The organism is Amycolatopsis sp. NPDC058278, from assembly GCF_042881395.1.
Taxonomy (GTDB): domain Bacteria; phylum Actinomycetota; class Actinomycetes; order Mycobacteriales; family Pseudonocardiaceae; genus Amycolatopsis.
This window is the reverse complement of sequence record NZ_JBHVXZ010000046.1, coordinates 1-16,980: the sequence shown is the minus strand read 5'-3', so window position 1 is coordinate 16,980 and position 16,980 is coordinate 1. Positions and strand designations below refer to the sequence as shown.

The following is a 16,980-nucleotide window of genomic DNA, read 5'->3' as shown; positions in this document are numbered from 1 at the left end:
TCGTCTTCGAATCCGAGATCTGTGCGTACTTGGAGGCCCACGGGTGGCTGTCCTCGGCGAACGACACCGGCTACGACCGGGAGCGGGCGCTCTTCCCGGAGGACCTGTTCGCCTGGCTGGAGGAGACCCAGCAGGCGGCATACGCGAAATCGTTGAAGGCGGCGGGGTCGGAGGCGAAGTTCCTCGACGTGCTGGCCACAGCGCTGGACAAGCCCCTGGAACATGGTGGCGGGACGCTGAACATCCTGCGCAACGGAGTGCAGTACATCGGTGGCGGCCGGTTGAAGATGGCACAGTTCCGGCCCGAGACCAGCCTGAACGCGACCACCAACGAGCAGTACGCGGCGATGCGGGTGCGGGTGATGCGGCAGGTGTACTTCTCCACCGCCGATCAGCGCAGCATCGACTTGGTCTTCTTCATCAACGGGCTCCCGGTCGCCACCGTCGAGTTGAAGACCGACTTCACCCAGTCCCTCGATGAGGCGATCAACCAGTACCGCAAGCACCGTCATCCGCTGACCAACGGGCGGCCGGAGCCGCTGCTGTCGTTCGGGCACCGGGCGGTGGTGCACTTCGCGGTCTCGAACGACCTGGCCGCGATGACCACCCGGCTCGAGGGCGAGAAGACGCACTTCCTGCCGTTCAACGTCGGCCATGAGGATGGCGCGGGGAACCCGCCGGGTACGGGCGGGCGTTCAGCAACCGCGTACCTGTGGGAGCGGGTCTGGGAGAAGCACGCCTGGCTCAACATCATCGGCCGGCTGATGATCGTGGAGACCAAGGAGGAATGGGACGTCGCGACCGGGACGTCGGTGCGGCGCACGAGCATGCTCTTCCCCCGGTTCCATCAATGGGAGGCCGTGACGAAAATCGTGGCCGCGGTGAGCGAGGAGGGAGTGGGGCATCGCTACCTGATCGAGCACTCCGCAGGCTCGGGGAAGACAAACACCATCGCCTGGACCGCACACCGGCTGGCGCGGCTGCACGTGAACGACGAGAAGGTCTTCGACTCGGTGATCGTGGTCGTGGACCGCACCGTGCTCGACGGTCAGCTCCAGGAGGCGATCCGGCAGATCGACGGGTCGGGGAAGATCGTGGCCACGATCAGTCCGGAGGACGTCCGCAAGGCGGGCGCCAAGTCGAAGTCTGGGCTGCTGGCGACCGCGTTGAAGAACGGGGAGCTGATCATCGCGGTGACAGTGCAAACCTTCCCGTTCGCACTCGACGAGATCCGGGCCGGCAAGGGCCTGCGGGGGAAGCGGTTCGCAGTAGTCGCCGACGAGGCGCACTCCTCGCAGTCCGGGCAGATCTCCTCCAAACTCAAGGCTGTCCTGACCGCTGAGGAGATCAAGGAGATAGAGGACGGCGGCTCTGTCGATGTCGAGTCGATCCTGGCCGCGGAGATGACCGAGCGGGCCGAGTCGAAGAACATCTCCTACTTCGCGTTCACCGCGACGCCGAAGAACAAGACCCTGGAGCTCTTCGGCCGCAAGGGTCCTGACAGGAAGCCGGTCGAGTTCCACCTTTATTCGATGCGACAGGCGATCGAGGAGGGCTACATCCTCGACGTACTCAAGGGCTACCAGTCCTACGACACCGCGCTGAAGATTGCCGGCCAGGCCGAGAGCGGCGACGGCGACGTGGTGGTGGACGAGGCTGCGGCGCGTAAGGGGCTGATGCGGTGGGTGAGGCTGCACCCGACCAACATCAGCCAGAAAGTGCAGATCATCGTCGAGCACTTCCACGTCAACGTCGCCCACCTGCTGGAGGGCAAGGCGAAGGCGATGGTCGTGACCGGCTCTCGCAAGGCTGCGGTGAAGTACAAGAAGGCGATCGACGCCTACATCGCCAAGCGGGCCGCCCAGGACGTCTCGTACAACTACCGCACCCTGGTCGCCTTCTCCGGCTCGGTGACGATGGCCGAGGACGAGGAGTGGGCTTCGGACTGGGGACCGCAGCCGAGCAGGGACGACGAGTTCACCGAAGCCAATCTGAACCCCGGTGCCGGCTCGGACTTGGCCGCTGCCTTCAAGGGCACGACGTATAAGATCATGCTGGTCGCCAACAAGTTCCAGACAGGGTTCGACCAGCCACTGCTCTCGGCGATGTACGTGGACAAGAAGCTTACCGGGCTTACCGCCGTGCAGACGCTCTCGCGGCTGAACCGCACACATCGCACTGCCGGCGGAGAACAGAAGCGCAAGACATTCGTCCTCGACTTCGTCAACAAGCCCGAGGACATCCGGGCCGCGTTCGAGCCGTACTTCACCAACGCCACCCTGGAGACCGAGACCGACCCGTACGTCGTCGTCCATCTCGTCAATAAGCTCGCCCAGGCTGGGATCTACACACCAGAGCAGGTGCGCGAGGTCGCCGAGCTGTGGGTCACCCGGAAGGGTAACAACGCGCTCTCGGCGGCGATCAGCCCGGCCAAGAACGAGTTCGCCCGCCGCTACGCGGCTGCGATCGAGGCCGACGACAAGGTCACCCTCAATACCCTCGACCTGTTCCGCAAGGACGTCTCCACCCTCGTCCGGCTCTACGACTTCATGAGCCAGGTCGTCGACTACGGCGACGCGTACCTGGAGATGTTGTCAATCTTCCTGCGACTCCTGGAGAAGGTCATCGCAGACTCGTCCTGGGCCGCGGAGGTCGACCTGTCCGATGTGGTCCTGGTCGGTGTCAAGCACAACAAGGGGACCGCGGTCGACATCTCGCTGACCGGTGACGGGCAACTCAAGGGCATCGGCGCCGCAGGCACCGGCACCCGGAAGGAGCCAAAATACGTCGCACTCCAGGTTGTCATCGACAAGATGAACGACCTCTTCGGCGCCGAGTCGTTCGCCGAATCTCAAGTCCGTGCGTTCGTGCAGGGACTGGTGCAGCGGCTGCTCGCCCATTCGGACCTGGTCAACCAGACCAAGGTGAACTCGAAGAAGCAGTTCATGGAGTCACCGGACTTCCAGGCCGCGGTCACCGAGGCGGTGGTCGAGAACCAGGAGGCCCACAACACCATGGCCGACTACTTCTTCAGCGACGGACCTGGCGTCAACGCTGTCATCGTGGCCCTTGCGGACGCCTTTTACGAGGCTGCGATTGATCAGCAGACGGATGTGTGAGCAGCCTGGGTGCCATACCGCGAATGATGTTTCGGACCATCGCAGCGGTAGCGAGAGCGGCTCGTACAGTTGGCAACGGTCAGCGCCATTCCCGTCTTGCTCCGACAGGTCTTGAAACCGTCCCGCAGATCAGATGTCCGCGGCTGTCCTAATTGTGGATTGTCAGCCGCGGAACGTGTTGATCTGTTGCCAGATCGTGTCGTGTGGTGCGTCATGCTCGTCGAGGTTGCCAAGGGCCTCGACTGCTCCGATCAGGGCTGATGCGCGGCGATGTTGGTCGGGGTGCTGCTGCCAGTACGCTTGCGGAATTTTCAGCACTGCGGTTAGCAGGTCTCCGGGGTAAAAGTCGCCTTCGGCGAGTGGGTTCTGCTCGAGGTGGGCCAGCGCAAGGGGGACCAGCACGTCGGGGCTCTCCTGCTGAAGCAGGAGCACACGGAGGTCTTCCACGTCTAAGGAGCCGATCGGTTTGTGGCGCAGCTCGTAGACGGTCTTGATCAGCCGGGTAGCGTCAGCTGGTGGATTGCCCCAGTGGCGGTCTTCGATCTGCTCGAGGGTGAGCGATTCGTCGACGTCAGGACTGGTCCCCATGGCTCCTCGTGTCAGCTCTCGTGGTCGCGTGGGTGTAGCTGCTATCCGCGTGGTACCCACTGCTCACTGTAGTCGAGCAGCCGACTGGCCTCGGACAGCTCGGCCTCGACGGCGGGACGGTCTTCCGGCGACAGCCGCGAGTCGCTGAGCTGGCGTTTCAACCGGTTGATCTGGTTCGAGAGGCCGTTCTGGGCCTCTCTGACTTCGGTGACGTGGTCCCAGGGGGTGCCGTCGCCTTTTCGGGCGACGACCTCGCCGTTCAGTTCGCGGCGAGCGCCGTCGAGGTCCTTGTCGGTGAGGTGTTCCTTGAGTCGGTCCGTCTTGGTGGGTTTGGTCGGGTTGGCGCGTGGTTTGACGGGTTCGACGTGGTTGTCGGTCATGGCGTGTCGGGCGAGGTCGCCGACGGCACCGACGGTCATCGTTCCGCCGGCGGCGATGCCGGCCGCGGAGACGACGTTGAGGGGTACGCCGGCGATGGCGCCGACGCCGGTGGCGTCGAGGGCGATGCCGGCGCCCTCACCCGCTGAGCTGATCGCGGTCAGCGCCATGCCGCCGACCGCTGCGGCGGTGTCGACCGGGTGGTTAAGCATGGCGTTGCCGAACGACGCGAGGCTGTTCGCCGCGTGGGTGCCGAGGTCGGCGAGGAAGTTGCCGGCGTCGTCGAGCCAGCTGGACTTTTGCGGCGCGACGTCCGCTTCGGTGTCGAGCATGCCGGCGATGTAGTCCCCGGCCTCGGTCAGCTGTGCTCGGGCCCGGTTCAGCGTGTCCCGGGCAGCTTGCCGTCCGGCTTCACCCGGATCGGTGAACGGTGGCGGAGGCTGGTTGTTGGCCTGCGCTTCGGCAGATGTGGCATCATGCCGCGTCTTGGCCTGTTGGGTGGCGGCCTGGGCGCTGTTCCACTGGGCGATGGCTTCGCCTGCCTGGGTTTGGGCCCAGCGGAGTGTGCGCGCGTAGTCGGTCAGCAGTGATCCGCCGCGGTGCAGGGCGTCGGCGGCGTCGAACCACTTGTTCGGTTCGTAGCTGAACTTGTCGTGGAACGCGCGGGCGGCGGGGCCTTCCCAGGCTCCGGTGTCGATGGCTTTGAGTCCGTCGGCGGCTTGGCCGGCGAGGTCGCCGCGGGCGTTGAGGACGCGGGCGTTTTCCTCGATCGCTTCGGGCTTGCCTGGGACGAGGGCTGTCGGGTCGTTGGTGTCGCCGAGTTCAGCCATCGTCCACCGGTCCTTGGCCCGGGTCGGTGGTGAGTGAGCCGGCAGCGGAGGTGTCCGTCGCTCGGTACGCGGCGGCTGCCTTGGTGAGTACGTCGCCGATCGCGTCCGCGTCGTCAGTCAAGATGTCGAGGCCGTCGCTCCAGCGGACGCAGAAGTTCATCAGCGAGTTGTGGATGCCGTCGTGTCCGTACAGGCCGGTGTCGCCGCACAGGTCGCGCAGCTCGAAGCTCGACTGGTCGGTAACGCTTCGCTTGATGCCGTTCGCGGCTTCCTCGACCTTGCCGACGTCGACATGGAACCCAGGACCGTCCACTACTGAAACCATCCCCCTCGAACACGTTCAGTGCTCGTCGAGTGTGGAGGATGCGATCACCATTGACAAGTGCCCGATCGCCGGGAGCGAGGTGGCACAAGCCGAGCTTGGCCTGTCGTTTGCTCACAAACGTGCTGGTGCGGAGGCTGGCGTCGTGATGTAGCCGCCCAAGACAGCGGCTGCGTTGTTGTCGTCGCGGTTGGCAACTTCTCGCTGGTGGTTGCATGTGCCACTCCGGTGCTCGACACGATCCGCACCCTCGTTGCGGCCTCGACGTCGACGGCTGGGAACGAGCGACCTTCACACGCTTTGCAGCAGGGTGGGTGGGGCGCGGGGACCTCCAATGAGGCAGTCTGCGTGGGCGCCTGGTCAATGGTCGCCTTATTGCTGTTCGCCGTCGGCGGCTGCCTCGGCACGTTTTCGGGCCCGTCGGCGGAGTAGAGCGAGCACTGTGGTGCCCGACACGCTGCCCACGCCGCCGATCCATGCCACCGGCACGCCGAAGACGGGGCCACTCCCGAGCACCTGGGCGACGACGCAGAGCGGCAGGATGAGGATCGCGATTGTGCAGGCTGCCCTGCGTGGCTCGTCGATGATGCGGAAGATAAGACCGATCACGGTGCGCGGATCTCCCGCCGGCCTCCCCGTTCGCGTCGTCATCGAAAGTCCTCGGCTTCACCTGGGTGCAAGCCTGCGGCCATCGCGGCGACCATCGCGTCCAGCAGCTCATTGGCCGCGGTCGCGGCTTTTTGGACAGCGTCGCGCTGGGCGATCACCGAGCGCAGCACGCTGGTCACCTGTGCCGAGTCCCGCACAGGGGGCCAGGCCACCGTGAGGTCCCGGATGTCCGCGTAGGACAGCGTGGCCGACGCGGAGATCGGTGTTCCGGACAGTAGGACCGCGAGCAGCAGTGCGCGGTCACCGGTCTGTTCCTGGAGGCGCACGACCTGCAGCGGCGCGGCGACAACCGCGCCACCAGCTTCGTCGACCCCGGCGCGGACTTGGCCGTCGTGGGCGAAGACGAGCACGTCGCCAGGGCGGGTTCGGGGCAGGTCCCGGCCGAGTTGCTCGTGGTCTACGGTGCTGGATGGAAGCGCGGTCCAGTCGCGTTGGATGTCCTTGGCCTGGATTAGCGGGGTGGAGCCAAGACCCAGGCGGTCCTGCGGCACACGGATTCCGCGGACGACCTCCCCAAGATCTCGCACGAGCACGGACTGGGTCTGCACCGGCCGCAGAGCGCCGAGTGCCGGCACCGGAGGCACCTGGGCTGTGGTGTCGCGTGCCTTCGCGTGTGCCGAGCGGATCCGCGACGCGTGCACGTCCGACGTCGTTTCGGGGGATGTCCAGTGGGCCGCGTCCAGTCGGCATTCGCCTTGGAGCAGTTTCTCGATCGAAACAGCCTGACACGGCAGACCGCCTTCGGGTGTCCGCTGGTCATCGTGTTTCCAGGCCTGGTGGCACTCGACGATCTTTTCGATGTCGGCGGAGGTGAGTTCGCGCTGCGATCGCTTGGGAGTGCCCAGGTTGCTTCCGTTAACCAGCAACACCGTTGACCTGGGCTTGCCAGGGGGGCGAAGGAGCCACAGGGCCATGGGTATGGCTGTGTGAGGGTACAAGCCCGCTGGCAGGGTGATCACGGCTTCGACCGAGCCCTGTTTCACGAGTTGTCGGCGGTTTAGAGCCCCCCGCGCGCTCCAGAACAGCGGCCCCATCGGTGTCAGGTGGAAGCCGCGGCCCGTCTCGCCGAGGTGGTGGATGGTCCGGTGGAGCCAGGTCCAGGTGTCGGCCTGGCCGCCGAACGGCGGGTCGGTGAAGACGAAGTCCGCGTTCCGGCTGGTGTGCGTGGTGGTGGCGTTCTGGTTTCCGATCGTGCCGTCCGCCCCGTGAATCAGCATGCGCAATGCTGCGATCATCCAGGCGATCGGGAGGTTGTCGTCCCCGTTCAGGTGCAGTGCAGTATCGGGGGACCGGTTCCAGTGCGCGTGCATCAGCACGTTTCCCCAGCCGCACGCGAAGTCGTAGACCGTGCCGGTGAGGGGATTGGCGAGTGCGATCATGAGCTGAGCGAGCGCGGCGGGGGTGACGTACTGCCCGGACCCCTTGCCCTGTCGTTCCGATGCCTCTGCGATGAGGGCTTCGCACACCTCGGCCGCGCCGTATTCGCGGACGAGCCGGGGTAGCTCTCCGACGAGGGGGGCTGCTTTGCTGGCCTCGCCCGGATCGAGCTCGAGCGGCTTTCCCAGTAGGTACTCGCCTGCGACGTCAGCTGCCGCATCGAGGAGATCAGCGGGATCGGTTCCGTATCGGCCTGACGGCCACAGTCGGCCATCCTCGTCTAGCTCGGCGTTGAGCACGTACATGCCCAGTACCCAGAGGCAGACTTCGACAGCCCGCGTGACGGTGACATACCCGCGGACGACACTAAGTGCTCGCCAGACCTCCTGGCGCGCTGTGAATTCGATCTGCTTCTTGTCGTGCTTGGTCAGCCACGCTTGGACGTCCGCGAGTCGAAACAGGCTGACCGCGCCAGTCTCCTGGACCGGCTGCGGGAAGTCGTCGTGCCGCCGGCGCCAGTTGCTGATGGCAGGACGCGTCAACTGCGTGAGCTCTGCGATGTCGGCAAGGCTCACGAGTTGCAGGTTGTCATCTCCGATGGGCACGCCTGCAGTCTTCCGTGAACCTCCTTAACATGTCAACTCGTTAAGGAGGTTCACGCGCAGTCTGTGCGGCAGCTCCTCGGTAGCTGCGTCCTGCTCAGGGAGTAAGCCGGCGCGGGTCTCGTCGTGCTTGGCGAGCAGGTCGCGGATTGCCCGGCGAATACGATGTGCTCGGCCTCATCGGAGCGTTGACGGGTTCGGCGAGCATCGCCTAAGCGCGACGTGGCTCCGCCAAAGGCCTCGTGGCCCTGCGGGCTGCCTCAATCGGACGAAAGTTGCCATTTCTCTCAAGTGAAAATTGGCGATCGCGCCAAGACGACGACCAAGTTCTTGGCCTGTTCACTGGTGGCCCTCGGTCGTCTCCGGCGCCGTGACCTCCCGGCCCATTCTACTACGGAACAGCTCGAGGATCAGCGCGGCTTCGCCTGCATCGACGGCTGAAGGGTCGCCCTGGACGCGGTGACCGTCCCGCGTGGAACAACGGGCATCTCGGGCGCCGACGTGCACGGTATCGACGTGGGATACGTCTCGACGCCGACCATGGATGACTCGGCATCGACCACCGTGGACTAGATGTACCCATCACTGCGTCTCCGATGGGGCTCCGTTGCCGGAGTAGTGCCCGACACCATGCGACACTCCGCGACACCGAAAATTGGGAAAATATCAGCTGACCTGCATTTATTGGCAGATGACGGCCCTCAATGGCACTCGCCGACATTGGTTTCACTCAAACTTTTAATCCGTAGGTTCTGGGTTCGAGCCCCAGGCGGCCCACTCTCGACATCCTCGCTGACCGGCGGGGATGTTCGTGTTTGCCGATCTGGTGAGCCTCGAAGATGACCGCGCTTCGGTGGCGACGGCCGCTTGGTCGGCGACCGCCACCACCGGCGCTTCATCCAAGCGCTTTCAGAGCGCGCACTGGAAGTAGATCTCCCGGGTGAGCTCGGTGATCCGGCTGGCGGAGTCCTGCCAGGACAGCGTGGTCGGCTCCAGGGTCAGCACCACGATGATCTTTTCGTTGTCCGCGCCCACCGTGCCGCTCGTGTGCATCGCGCGGCTGGTCAGGTCGATGTCCTGGGCGCCGGTCGTGCCCTCGCCGCTGGACGCGATCGCGGTGGCCGCCTTGACCTCCGGCGACTTCAGCACGCGCAGCATTTTGGCGTTGGTCTCCGAGCATTCCTGACCGGGGGCCGGCGCGGCACCGAAACCGGACCAGCCCTGCTTGACCGCCCTCGGCCCGGGCACCGCGCTCGGAATGCCGAACGACTGGTCGAAGCCGTCCGATCCGCACTTGGTCGACAGCGCCAGGTTGCCCATGATGAAGTCGCGGTACTTCGGGTTCGCCTCGTGCAGGATGTACTGGTAAGTCTTGGCGATGTCCGCGGCGCTGATCGCGGTGTAACCCCACTTGCCGCGGGCGGTGGGCGGCGCGGTGTCGGTGAGACCGAGCTTGGTGACCATCCGCTTGACGATCTCGTCCCAGCCGTCGCGCACCCACAGCGTGCTGGCGGCGTCGTCGTTGCTGGAACGCAGCATCGGCTCGAGCAGCGCCAGATCGTCGGCGGGGATTTCGTAGTCGGGACCGTGCGATTCGAGGTAGTCAAGGGCGATGAACAGCTTGACCAGCGAGGCCGAGCGGTACTGCTTGTGCTCGTCGGAGCCGAAGGTCTGGCCGGTTTCCTGATCCACGACGAGGTAGCTGGCGGTCATCCCCTCGGGAAGGTCGACCGAAGACGTCGCCGCCGAAGCCGGCGCGGCCGCCATCGCCACACTGGCCACGACACCGGTCGCGATCGTTGCCAGACGTCGGATTTTTCCCACGCTAACCACCCCAGATCCGCTAGATCAACTTTGTTCGGGGGTCACCCTATCGGGTCAGCGGTCCAGTGCGACCAGGAATGGCAGCATGCCGCACTGCATCGCGGCCTGATGCGCCGGCGGCGTGGCAAGCGTTGCCGAGCGGGCCCATCGCCCGCTGCCGACCCAGCGCTGAGCGGAAACCAGGCGCTGGAGCGATCCGCTCAGCGCCCTTTCGCCGTTAGGGTGGCGGGCATGGACGCGACCAGGTGGCTCATCGTTGTCCGGCACGCGAAGTCGGACTGGTCGGAGGGCCTGCCCGACCACGAGCGCCCCCTCGCGCCCCGCGGTCTCCGTGATGCGCCTCGGCTCGGCCGGTGGCTCGCCGCGGAGGGGTACGTTCCCGAGCTGGTCGTCTGCTCCACCGCGCGTCGCACGCGGGAAACCTGGCTGCGCGTGAGCGACGAACTCCCCGCTCCGCCGCCCGTCGAGTACGACGACGACCTCTACGGCGCCGACGTCCGCGAGCTGCTGAACGCCGCCCGCCGGACGCCACCCGATGTCACCACGCTCGCGCTGGTCGGGCACGAGCCCGGCGTCAGCGACGTGACGCTGCACCTCGCCGGGCAGGGGGAGGAGACGCTGCCGGTCCAGAACAAATTCCCCACCGGCGCCGCGGCCGTGCTCGCGACCACGGACCCCTGGGACGATCTTCGCACGGCCCGGCTCGTCGCCTTCTTCCAGCCGCGCGACTTCACCGGCTGACGGTCCGGTGGTCCGGTGGTTTGGACCAGGCATTGCTTCCTGGATGTTCACATGCGTACTCTCCATTCACTCACAGGTCTGATGTTCATATTTGTGAATGGAGCGGACATGGTTTTCCGCCACACCGTCGTGGCCACGCTCGCCGCACTCGGCCTCGTCGCCTCTTTCGCCGCGCCGGCCGAGGCCGCGTCGCGACCCACCGGCTGCGCCGTCCCGGTCATCGGGCCGGTGTGCGCACCCGCAACCGCCGTTCTCGACGGCAATCAGCTGCTTCGCACGAAGTTCGCCGCGCTCGTCGGCGACAAGACGTCACGCACCGCGCTGAACAACCTGCTCACGGCCGCGAGAAGCGACCTCACGGCGGGACCGTGGAGCGTCACGTCGAAGAAACAGGTCCCGCCCAGTGGGGACAAGCACGACTACCTGAGCCTCGCGCCCTACTGGTGGCCGACGACGCAGCCGACCGCCGAAAACCCGTGGGGCTGCCCGTTCGTGCAGCGCGACGGCCAGCGCAACCCGATCGTCGACGAGATCACCGACCACGCTTACCGCGGTCAGGCGTTCGCCGCGATCTACCGGCTCGCGCTCGCCTGGTACTACACCGGGGACGCGCGGTACGCCCGGCGCGCGGCGCTCGACCTGCGCACGTGGTTCCTCGACGCGGCCACGAAGATGAACCCGAACATGAACTTCGCCCAGGGCATCCCGTGCAAGGTGGACGGCCGCGGCATCGGCATCATCGAGTTCTCCTACACGCTGAGCCAGGTCGTCGACGCTACCGCGATCCTGGCCACCGGCGCGCCCGGCTGGACGAAGACCGACCAGACCGGCATGACCGGCTGGTACACGCAGTTCTTGGATTGGCTGCGCACCAGCAAGAACGGGACCGACGAAGCCAAGGCCCAGAACAACCACGGCAGCTTCTACGACATGCTCGTCGCCGCGCTCGCCCTCGGCACGGGGCAGCGGGACCTGGCCGCGGCCATCGCGCGGGACGCCGGACCCGGCCGGATCGCACCACAGATCCAGGCGGGTGGCTTGCAACCCCAGGAGACGAGCCGGACGCGCAGCTGGCACTACTCGGCGTTCAACCTGGTCGCCTTGACCCGGCTCGCGCAGATCGGCAAGCACGTCGGCGTCGACCTGTGGCACTACACGGCACCGAGCGGCGCGACGCTGTTCGGCGCGGTCGACCTCCTGATCCCGGGCGCCACGCAGGGGCAGCCGGCGTGGCCGTACCCCGAGCTGGACTTCCGGCCGTATGCGGCGCTGGACGTCCTGCACGCGGCGGCCGACGCGGGCGACCGGGCGGCTCGCGCGGCGCTGCCCCGGGTGCCGGTGGAGCCGGGCGGCGACCTCTATCCGGTGCGACCGGCCGCGGAACAGCTCGACGACATTTCGACGTCCTGATGGCAAAGGGCCCGGCCTTTCTCGGCCGGGCCCTTTTCCGGCGGAATCAGACGCCCGCCACCTGCGAAATCCAGCTGCGATAACGCGTGATGTTCGTGTACGCGGTGTTGTTCGACCGGTCGCTGGTCGACGCGACGCCGACCTGGCGGCCGGAAGCGAACATCGGGCCACCGGAGTCGCCGCCGGCGGTGATGCCGTTGACGCGGTTCGCGCAGACGGCGACGCCGCCGGTGTAGTCGCTGCAGCTGATCGAGTTCACCCGCACGGTCGCGACCTTCAGGTACCTCGACTGGCAGTTGATCTCGGAGCCGCACTGGCTGGTCGCGCCCCAGCCGTAGACCGAGACGTTCTGGCCGACCGAAACGTCACCGACGCTGCCGAGCGGCGAGTAGGTGGCGCTCACCGAGGTGGTGAGCCGGACGATCGCCAGGTCAGCGGACCCGGGGTACCGCGTGATGGTGGAGCCGGTGGCCGTCGTCCCGCCGCTCGACTGGTCGAGGCTGCCGATGCGGAACGTGTAGGTGCCGGAGCTGCTCACGCAGTGCTTGGCGGTGAGGATGTACTGCGGGGCGATGATCGTCGCGGTGCAGTTCTGCTGACCGTTGACGAACAGCCGGGCCGCCCAGGGGCCGCTGGTGGCGGTGCTGCCGCCGATGATCGACGGCTGGGCCTGCGGGGTGCTGTCGGCGGCCGCCGGACCGCCGAGGCCGACGACGGCCAGTGCGGTGCTCGCGGCCAGCAGAACGAACTTGCCGAATTTCACGCTCACTCCTTTTCACGCGGGGGAGAACCGCGTGGGGGAAAAGCCGGTGGGGACCGAACTCGAAGATTGTCCGAGTTTTCGGTGAATGTCCGGAACCGACGAAAGTCGCCGGTCGAATCCGTATTTATTCCCCGGAGTGGGCTACGTGCAGTTCCCGTACTGTTCCGCGCGCTCAGGCGGCGATCTTCACCGGTGCGGTCTTCCGCAGCCAGTACAGCCCGACGATCGGCAGCACGAGCGGGATGAACAGGTACCCCTCGCCGTAGACGGACCAGACGGTCGGGTGCCGGAAGGCGGCCGCGTCGACGAGGCTCAGCGTGCCGATCGTCAGCACGCCCAGCAGTTCGATCGAGCAGGCGACGAGGGCCACCCGCCACCAGCCGTCACCACGGCGGGCCAGCGCGATCGTCGCGACGATGTAGACGGCCGCGGCGAACGCCGAGAGCAGGTAGGCGAGCGGGGCTTCGTGGAACTTCGTGCCGATCTGGACGCCGGCCCGCGACGTCGCGGCCAGTGCGAAGATCGCGTACACGGCGACGAGCACCCGTCCCGGGCCGCTGGCCGTCCTACGCTGTTGCTCCACTCCACACCTCGTTCAGTCGCAGCACCATCACCGGGATGGCCAGGCAGGCGATACCGAGCACGGCGGTGCTCGACCGGCTCCGCTCGGCCAGCGCCCAGGCGGCGCCGACGGGCAGCACGACCAGGCAGCCGATCAGGTAGGCCAGGTACGTCGCCAGGCTGCCGGGCCGGTCACCGCCGGCGAGCAGCACGATCCCGATCACCAGCTGCACGACCAGCAGCAGTTCGAGGACCGCGAGCGCGATCAGCAGCGGGTTGTCCGGGAGCCGGTTCCGAGCCGACTGGACGAAGCTCCAGAGCGCGACGAGCGTGGCAGCCACGGCGACCGTCACGGCGAATCCGAAGACCACCCGTTCCTCCTTCCGGTCCGCCGGCCGTCAACTTACTCCGTGGTACCGGCGGGCCCGTCCGCCGAGGTGCCGCGGGCGTGGCGCGGACCACCGCGATCCGACGTGTCCCCACGTGACGGGTGCCTACCGGGAAAATCGATCACCGAACGGCCTTGATGGCAAATTGCCAATTCGGTGGAATTTTCATCCGGATCCTTTGGTGGGCCTGCGGACATGTCGGAAAGGCCTTCGTGTTACACCACTATGGTGTGGTAGTCGGACTGGACAAAATCACCCTGAGTTCGACTACTGGCCGGTAGTCGCCCTTTTTGTCTACCTCGGATAGCCCAGTTGAACCGCCGGGTTGGCGGATTGGCGCAGAGGGGTCCGGCATGGGGGAATATCTCTTGTCCCGGGGCAGTCATGCCCGGGGGTCGCACGGAGGGGTATCTCGGATGGACCTGCGCTACGAAGCATTTTGCTTCGCCGACCCGTTGTTCTACGACGAACAGCGGGAAAACGGTGCGCCGGTCGAGGATTTCTCCCCGGCGCTCCCCGCATCGGTGGCAGGGTGGGTCACCACGGACCGCGGAGTGTGGCGCGCGAGGCACCCTGACGGCCGTGTTCTCCCCGCCCAGGGCTGGCAGGTCCACGTTTCGGCCGGTCTGGACAACGCGAGCCGGGTGCTTACGCAGGTGTACGAGTCCTGTATCGAGCATGCGGTCGCCTACAAGCACCTCCGCTCGCCGCTGACGTTGCTGGCGCGGAATTCGAAATACGCGTCCAGCGACAACGAGGTCGAGCTGGCGACTATTTATCCGGCTGACCACAACGAACTCGAGCGAGTGCTCGCAGACCTGTCAACACGGCTGGAAGGTGAGCACGGCCCCGGAATTCCGAGCGCCTTGCGGTACGGCGACGGACCCGTCTACGTGCGTTACGGCGGATTCGCCGAACAGTGGGTCGAGCACGATGGCAACCGCGTCCCGGCCGTCCGCAAGCCGGACGGCCGGCTGGTACCCGAGAAGCGGGAACCGACGTTCTCCGTGCCCGACTGGGTCAAGCTCCCCGCCTGTTTGCGAAGCAGCATCACCGCGGGCAAAGCGGGTGCTCGGGCCCCTTTTCCGTACCGGATGGTGAGGCCACTCCACGCCTCGAACGGCGGCGGCAGCTACCTCGCCGACCCGAAGGCGGGCGGCGACCAGGTCGTCCTCAAGGAGGCTCGCCCATACGCAGGTCTCGACGAGGCGCGGATCGACGCCGTCGAACGGCTGCGCCGAGAGCACGAGGTGCTCGCCCGGCTCGCCGGCATCCCGAGCGTGCCGCGGGTCGTCGAGTGGTTCACCGTTTCAGAGCGCCGCTACCTCGCCACGGAGTACCTGCCGGGGATCTCACTGGCCGGCTGGTTGACCCGCAACTACCCGCTGACCAGGCGCAGCACGACGACCGCCGACCTCGCCGCGTACGCACGCCGCGCCCTGGACATCGTCGAGGGAGTGGAGAAGGCGATCGCCGAAGCCCACGCCCGCGGCATCGTCCTGGGTGACCTGCACCCCCTGAACATCTCGGTCGACGAAGACCACCACGACCGGATCTCCCTGACCGACTTCGGGACGGCGTTCGACGCCGAGTCCGCCGACCGTCCGGCACCGGGCACGCCCGGCTTCCGCGCTCCGGCCGACCGCACCGGCTTCGCGGTCGACGAGCACGCGCTCGCAGCGTTGCGGCTGTGGCTGTTCCTGCCGCTAACGCCCCTGGTTGAGCTCGCTCCGGCGAAGCTGCGTCGTATCGCCGACTTCGTCGAACGCAGATTCCCGCTACCCGAGGGATACGCCGACGCCGCGGTCGCGGTGCTGTCCCCGCGTGAAGTCCCCGCGGAGCCGGCACCGGTCCACACCGAGCTCGACCACGACAAACCGGACTGGTCGCTGGTCCGCAAGCAGATCGCCGAGGCGATCCTCGCCAGCGCGACACCCGCGCGTCACGACCGGCTGTTCCCCGGCGACATCGAACAGTTCCGCGTCGGCGGTGCGTGCTACGGGGTCGGGGCCGCCGGCGTGCTGCACGCTCTCGACGTCGCCGGGGCCGGCCGCTTCCCCGAGCACGAACGCTGGCTGATCGAATCGGTCCGTCGCGACCTGCCGACCCGGCCCGGCTTCTACGACGGCAGCTCCGGCATCGCCTACGTGCTGGAGAACTTCGGGCACCACGACGAGGCCGGCAAGCTGCTGGCGACGTCCACGCGGCTCGTCGAGCAGACGACCGCCCACTCTCTCGAGAGCGGCTTGGCCGGCATCGGGTTGACGATGCTGCACTTCGCGACGGTTCGCCAGGACAACGAGTTCGGGCGCCAGGCGCTGACCACGGCCGTCCGGCTCGCCGAGGCGCTCGAGACCGCGGCGCCGCCGGGGAACTCCGCCCGGGCCGGCTTGCTGTCCGGCTGGGCCGGGCCGGCATTGCTCTTCATCCGCCTCTTCGAGCGCACCGGTGAGTCGGCCTGGCTCTCCTTCGCCGACCAGGCGCTGTGCCGCGACCTCGAAGAGTGCATCGAAGCCGACGACGGCTCGCTGCAGGTCCGCGACGGTGTGGCCCGCACGTTGCCCTACGCGGGCGTCGGCAGCGCCGGGATCCTCCTGGTTGCCGAGCAGCTGGCGCGCCACCGCCCGGACGCGGAGGCCGTTGACAGTATTTCCGCTCTACGTGAGGCGTGCCTCGGCGAGTTCGTCGTCCAGCCCGGCCTGCTCAACGGCCGGTGCGGATTGGCGGTCGCGCTGGCCGCGAACCCGGACGCGGAGCAGCCGAGCCGTGCGGCGGCGATCGACCGTCACCTGGCGTGGCTGGCCTGGTATGCGGTGCCGTACAAGAACGGCCTCGCGTTCCCGGGCAACCGGTTGTTACGGCTCTCGATGGACGTCAAGACCGGCGGCGCGGGGATCCTCCTTTCTCTGGCTTCGCTCTTCGACGGCAGCGAGGTGTTGCCCTTCCTGGGTGGCACGCCGATCTACCCGGCCGCTGGTCGCTGACCGAAATCGCCACGACGTCCGGCGTGGGTCGCCGCTGACTGCTTCCGGCTGCACGCACGAAGGCCAAGCAGCGCTTCACGTCCAGCCGCATTAGGCAGTGAGGAGCTCGACGGCCGGGTCAACGCGGCACAGCCGGTACAACCGCCCAGTGTCGGGCGGCCGCTGCCTGCGGTAGTGGCGCGGGCCGCCGCCGGGGCGCCTTCCGGCGACGGGGTCCGCGACCGACCAGCAGGCCGACTGCGGGTGGAGGTCGCGGTTGTCGGCGGGGCGCCTGCCGGCGACGACTCCGCGATCTCCACCTGCCACATGGGGCAGTGGCGGGGGCGCGCCCCGGGGGGGGGGCGGCGGCGGGCGGGCGGCCCCCCCCCAAAGGTTGCCCCACCATGGGGGGGGGCGCGCCCCCCCGCGGGGGGGCCGCCCGCG

At 67.2% G+C, this 16,980-nt stretch carries 13 protein-coding genes; 4 read left to right on the top strand and 9 right to left on the bottom strand.

Annotation, left to right across the window (positions count from 1 at the left end; translation table 11 throughout):
- Positions 1 to 152: 152 nt before the first annotated feature.
- Positions 153 to 3,119: a type I restriction endonuclease subunit R gene (locus ACFVYA_RS23955; protein WP_387048033.1), complete on the top strand. Its 2,967-nt coding sequence runs from the start codon at positions 153 to 155 to the stop codon at positions 3,117 to 3,119.
- A gap of 162 nt (positions 3,120 to 3,281) precedes the next feature.
- Here the strand turns inward: ACFVYA_RS23955 and ACFVYA_RS23950 are convergent, their stop codons facing one another.
- From ACFVYA_RS23950 to ACFVYA_RS23925, 6 genes are all read right to left on the bottom strand, one after another.
- Positions 3,282 to 3,707, bottom strand: coding sequence for a contact-dependent growth inhibition system immunity protein (locus tag ACFVYA_RS23950; RefSeq protein ID WP_387048031.1), 426 nt, complete (start codon positions 3,705 to 3,707; stop codon positions 3,282 to 3,284).
- Positions 3,708 to 3,748: 41 nt separating this feature from the next.
- Positions 3,749 to 4,915: a putative T7SS-secreted protein gene (locus ACFVYA_RS23945; RefSeq protein ID WP_387048029.1), complete on the bottom strand. Its 1,167-nt coding sequence runs from the start codon at positions 4,913 to 4,915 to the stop codon at positions 3,749 to 3,751.
- Entirely contained in the window at positions 4,908 to 5,228 is a 321-nt protein-coding gene (locus ACFVYA_RS23940) for a hypothetical protein (RefSeq protein WP_387048028.1), read from the bottom strand. Before ACFVYA_RS23940 ends, ACFVYA_RS23945 begins: the two co-directional genes overlap by 8 nt.
- Before the next feature lie 381 nt (positions 5,229 to 5,609).
- Entirely contained in the window at positions 5,610 to 5,888 is a 279-nt protein-coding gene (locus ACFVYA_RS23935; RefSeq protein WP_387048026.1) for a hypothetical protein, read from the bottom strand.
- Complete coding sequence (locus tag ACFVYA_RS23930) at positions 5,885 to 7,888, bottom strand: N-6 DNA methylase (RefSeq protein ID WP_387048024.1); 2,004 nt, start codon at positions 7,886 to 7,888, stop codon at positions 5,885 to 5,887. Before ACFVYA_RS23930 ends, ACFVYA_RS23935 begins: the two co-directional genes overlap by 4 nt.
- 906 nt (positions 7,889 to 8,794) lie before the next feature.
- Positions 8,795 to 9,709, bottom strand: coding sequence for a hypothetical protein (locus ACFVYA_RS23925; protein WP_387048022.1), 915 nt, complete (start codon positions 9,707 to 9,709; stop codon positions 8,795 to 8,797).
- Between the two features lie 231 nt (positions 9,710 to 9,940).
- Here ACFVYA_RS23925 and ACFVYA_RS23920 point away from each other — a divergent pair, with 231 nt between their 5' ends.
- On the top strand, positions 9,941 to 10,450 hold the full coding sequence (locus tag ACFVYA_RS23920; RefSeq protein WP_387048020.1) for a SixA phosphatase family protein: 510 nt from the start codon (positions 9,941 to 9,943) through the stop codon (positions 10,448 to 10,450).
- 108 nt (positions 10,451 to 10,558) lie between these two features.
- Positions 10,559 to 11,860 (top strand): alginate lyase family protein, encoded by a 1,302-nt coding sequence (locus tag ACFVYA_RS23915; RefSeq protein ID WP_387048019.1) that lies wholly within the window; start codon positions 10,559 to 10,561, stop codon positions 11,858 to 11,860.
- Between the two features lie 46 nt (positions 11,861 to 11,906).
- On the opposite strand, the gene ACFVYA_RS23910 is transcribed toward ACFVYA_RS23915, so the two are convergent.
- The 3 genes from ACFVYA_RS23910 to ACFVYA_RS23900 all read right to left on the bottom strand — a co-directional run bounded on the left by ACFVYA_RS23910 (position 11,907) and on the right by ACFVYA_RS23900 (position 13,555).
- Positions 11,907 to 12,623 (bottom strand): S1 family peptidase, encoded by a 717-nt coding sequence (locus ACFVYA_RS23910; RefSeq protein WP_387048018.1) that lies wholly within the window; start codon positions 12,621 to 12,623, stop codon positions 11,907 to 11,909.
- A gap of 172 nt (positions 12,624 to 12,795) precedes the next feature.
- Positions 12,796 to 13,167 carry a hypothetical protein gene (locus tag ACFVYA_RS23905; protein WP_285994054.1) on the bottom strand — a complete coding sequence of 124 codons (372 nt, stop codon included), beginning with the start codon at positions 13,165 to 13,167 and terminating at the stop codon, positions 12,796 to 12,798.
- Positions 13,168 to 13,189: 22 nt separating this feature from the next.
- Positions 13,190 to 13,555: a hypothetical protein gene (locus ACFVYA_RS23900; RefSeq protein WP_285987806.1), complete on the bottom strand. Its 366-nt coding sequence runs from the start codon at positions 13,553 to 13,555 to the stop codon at positions 13,190 to 13,192.
- 434 nt (positions 13,556 to 13,989) lie between these two features.
- Between ACFVYA_RS23900 and lanKC the strand changes: the two genes are divergently transcribed.
- Positions 13,990 to 16,557 (top strand): class III lanthionine synthetase LanKC, encoded by a 2,568-nt coding sequence (lanKC, locus tag ACFVYA_RS23895; RefSeq protein WP_387048015.1) that lies wholly within the window; start codon positions 13,990 to 13,992, stop codon positions 16,555 to 16,557.
- Positions 16,558 to 16,980: the final 423 nt, after the last annotated feature.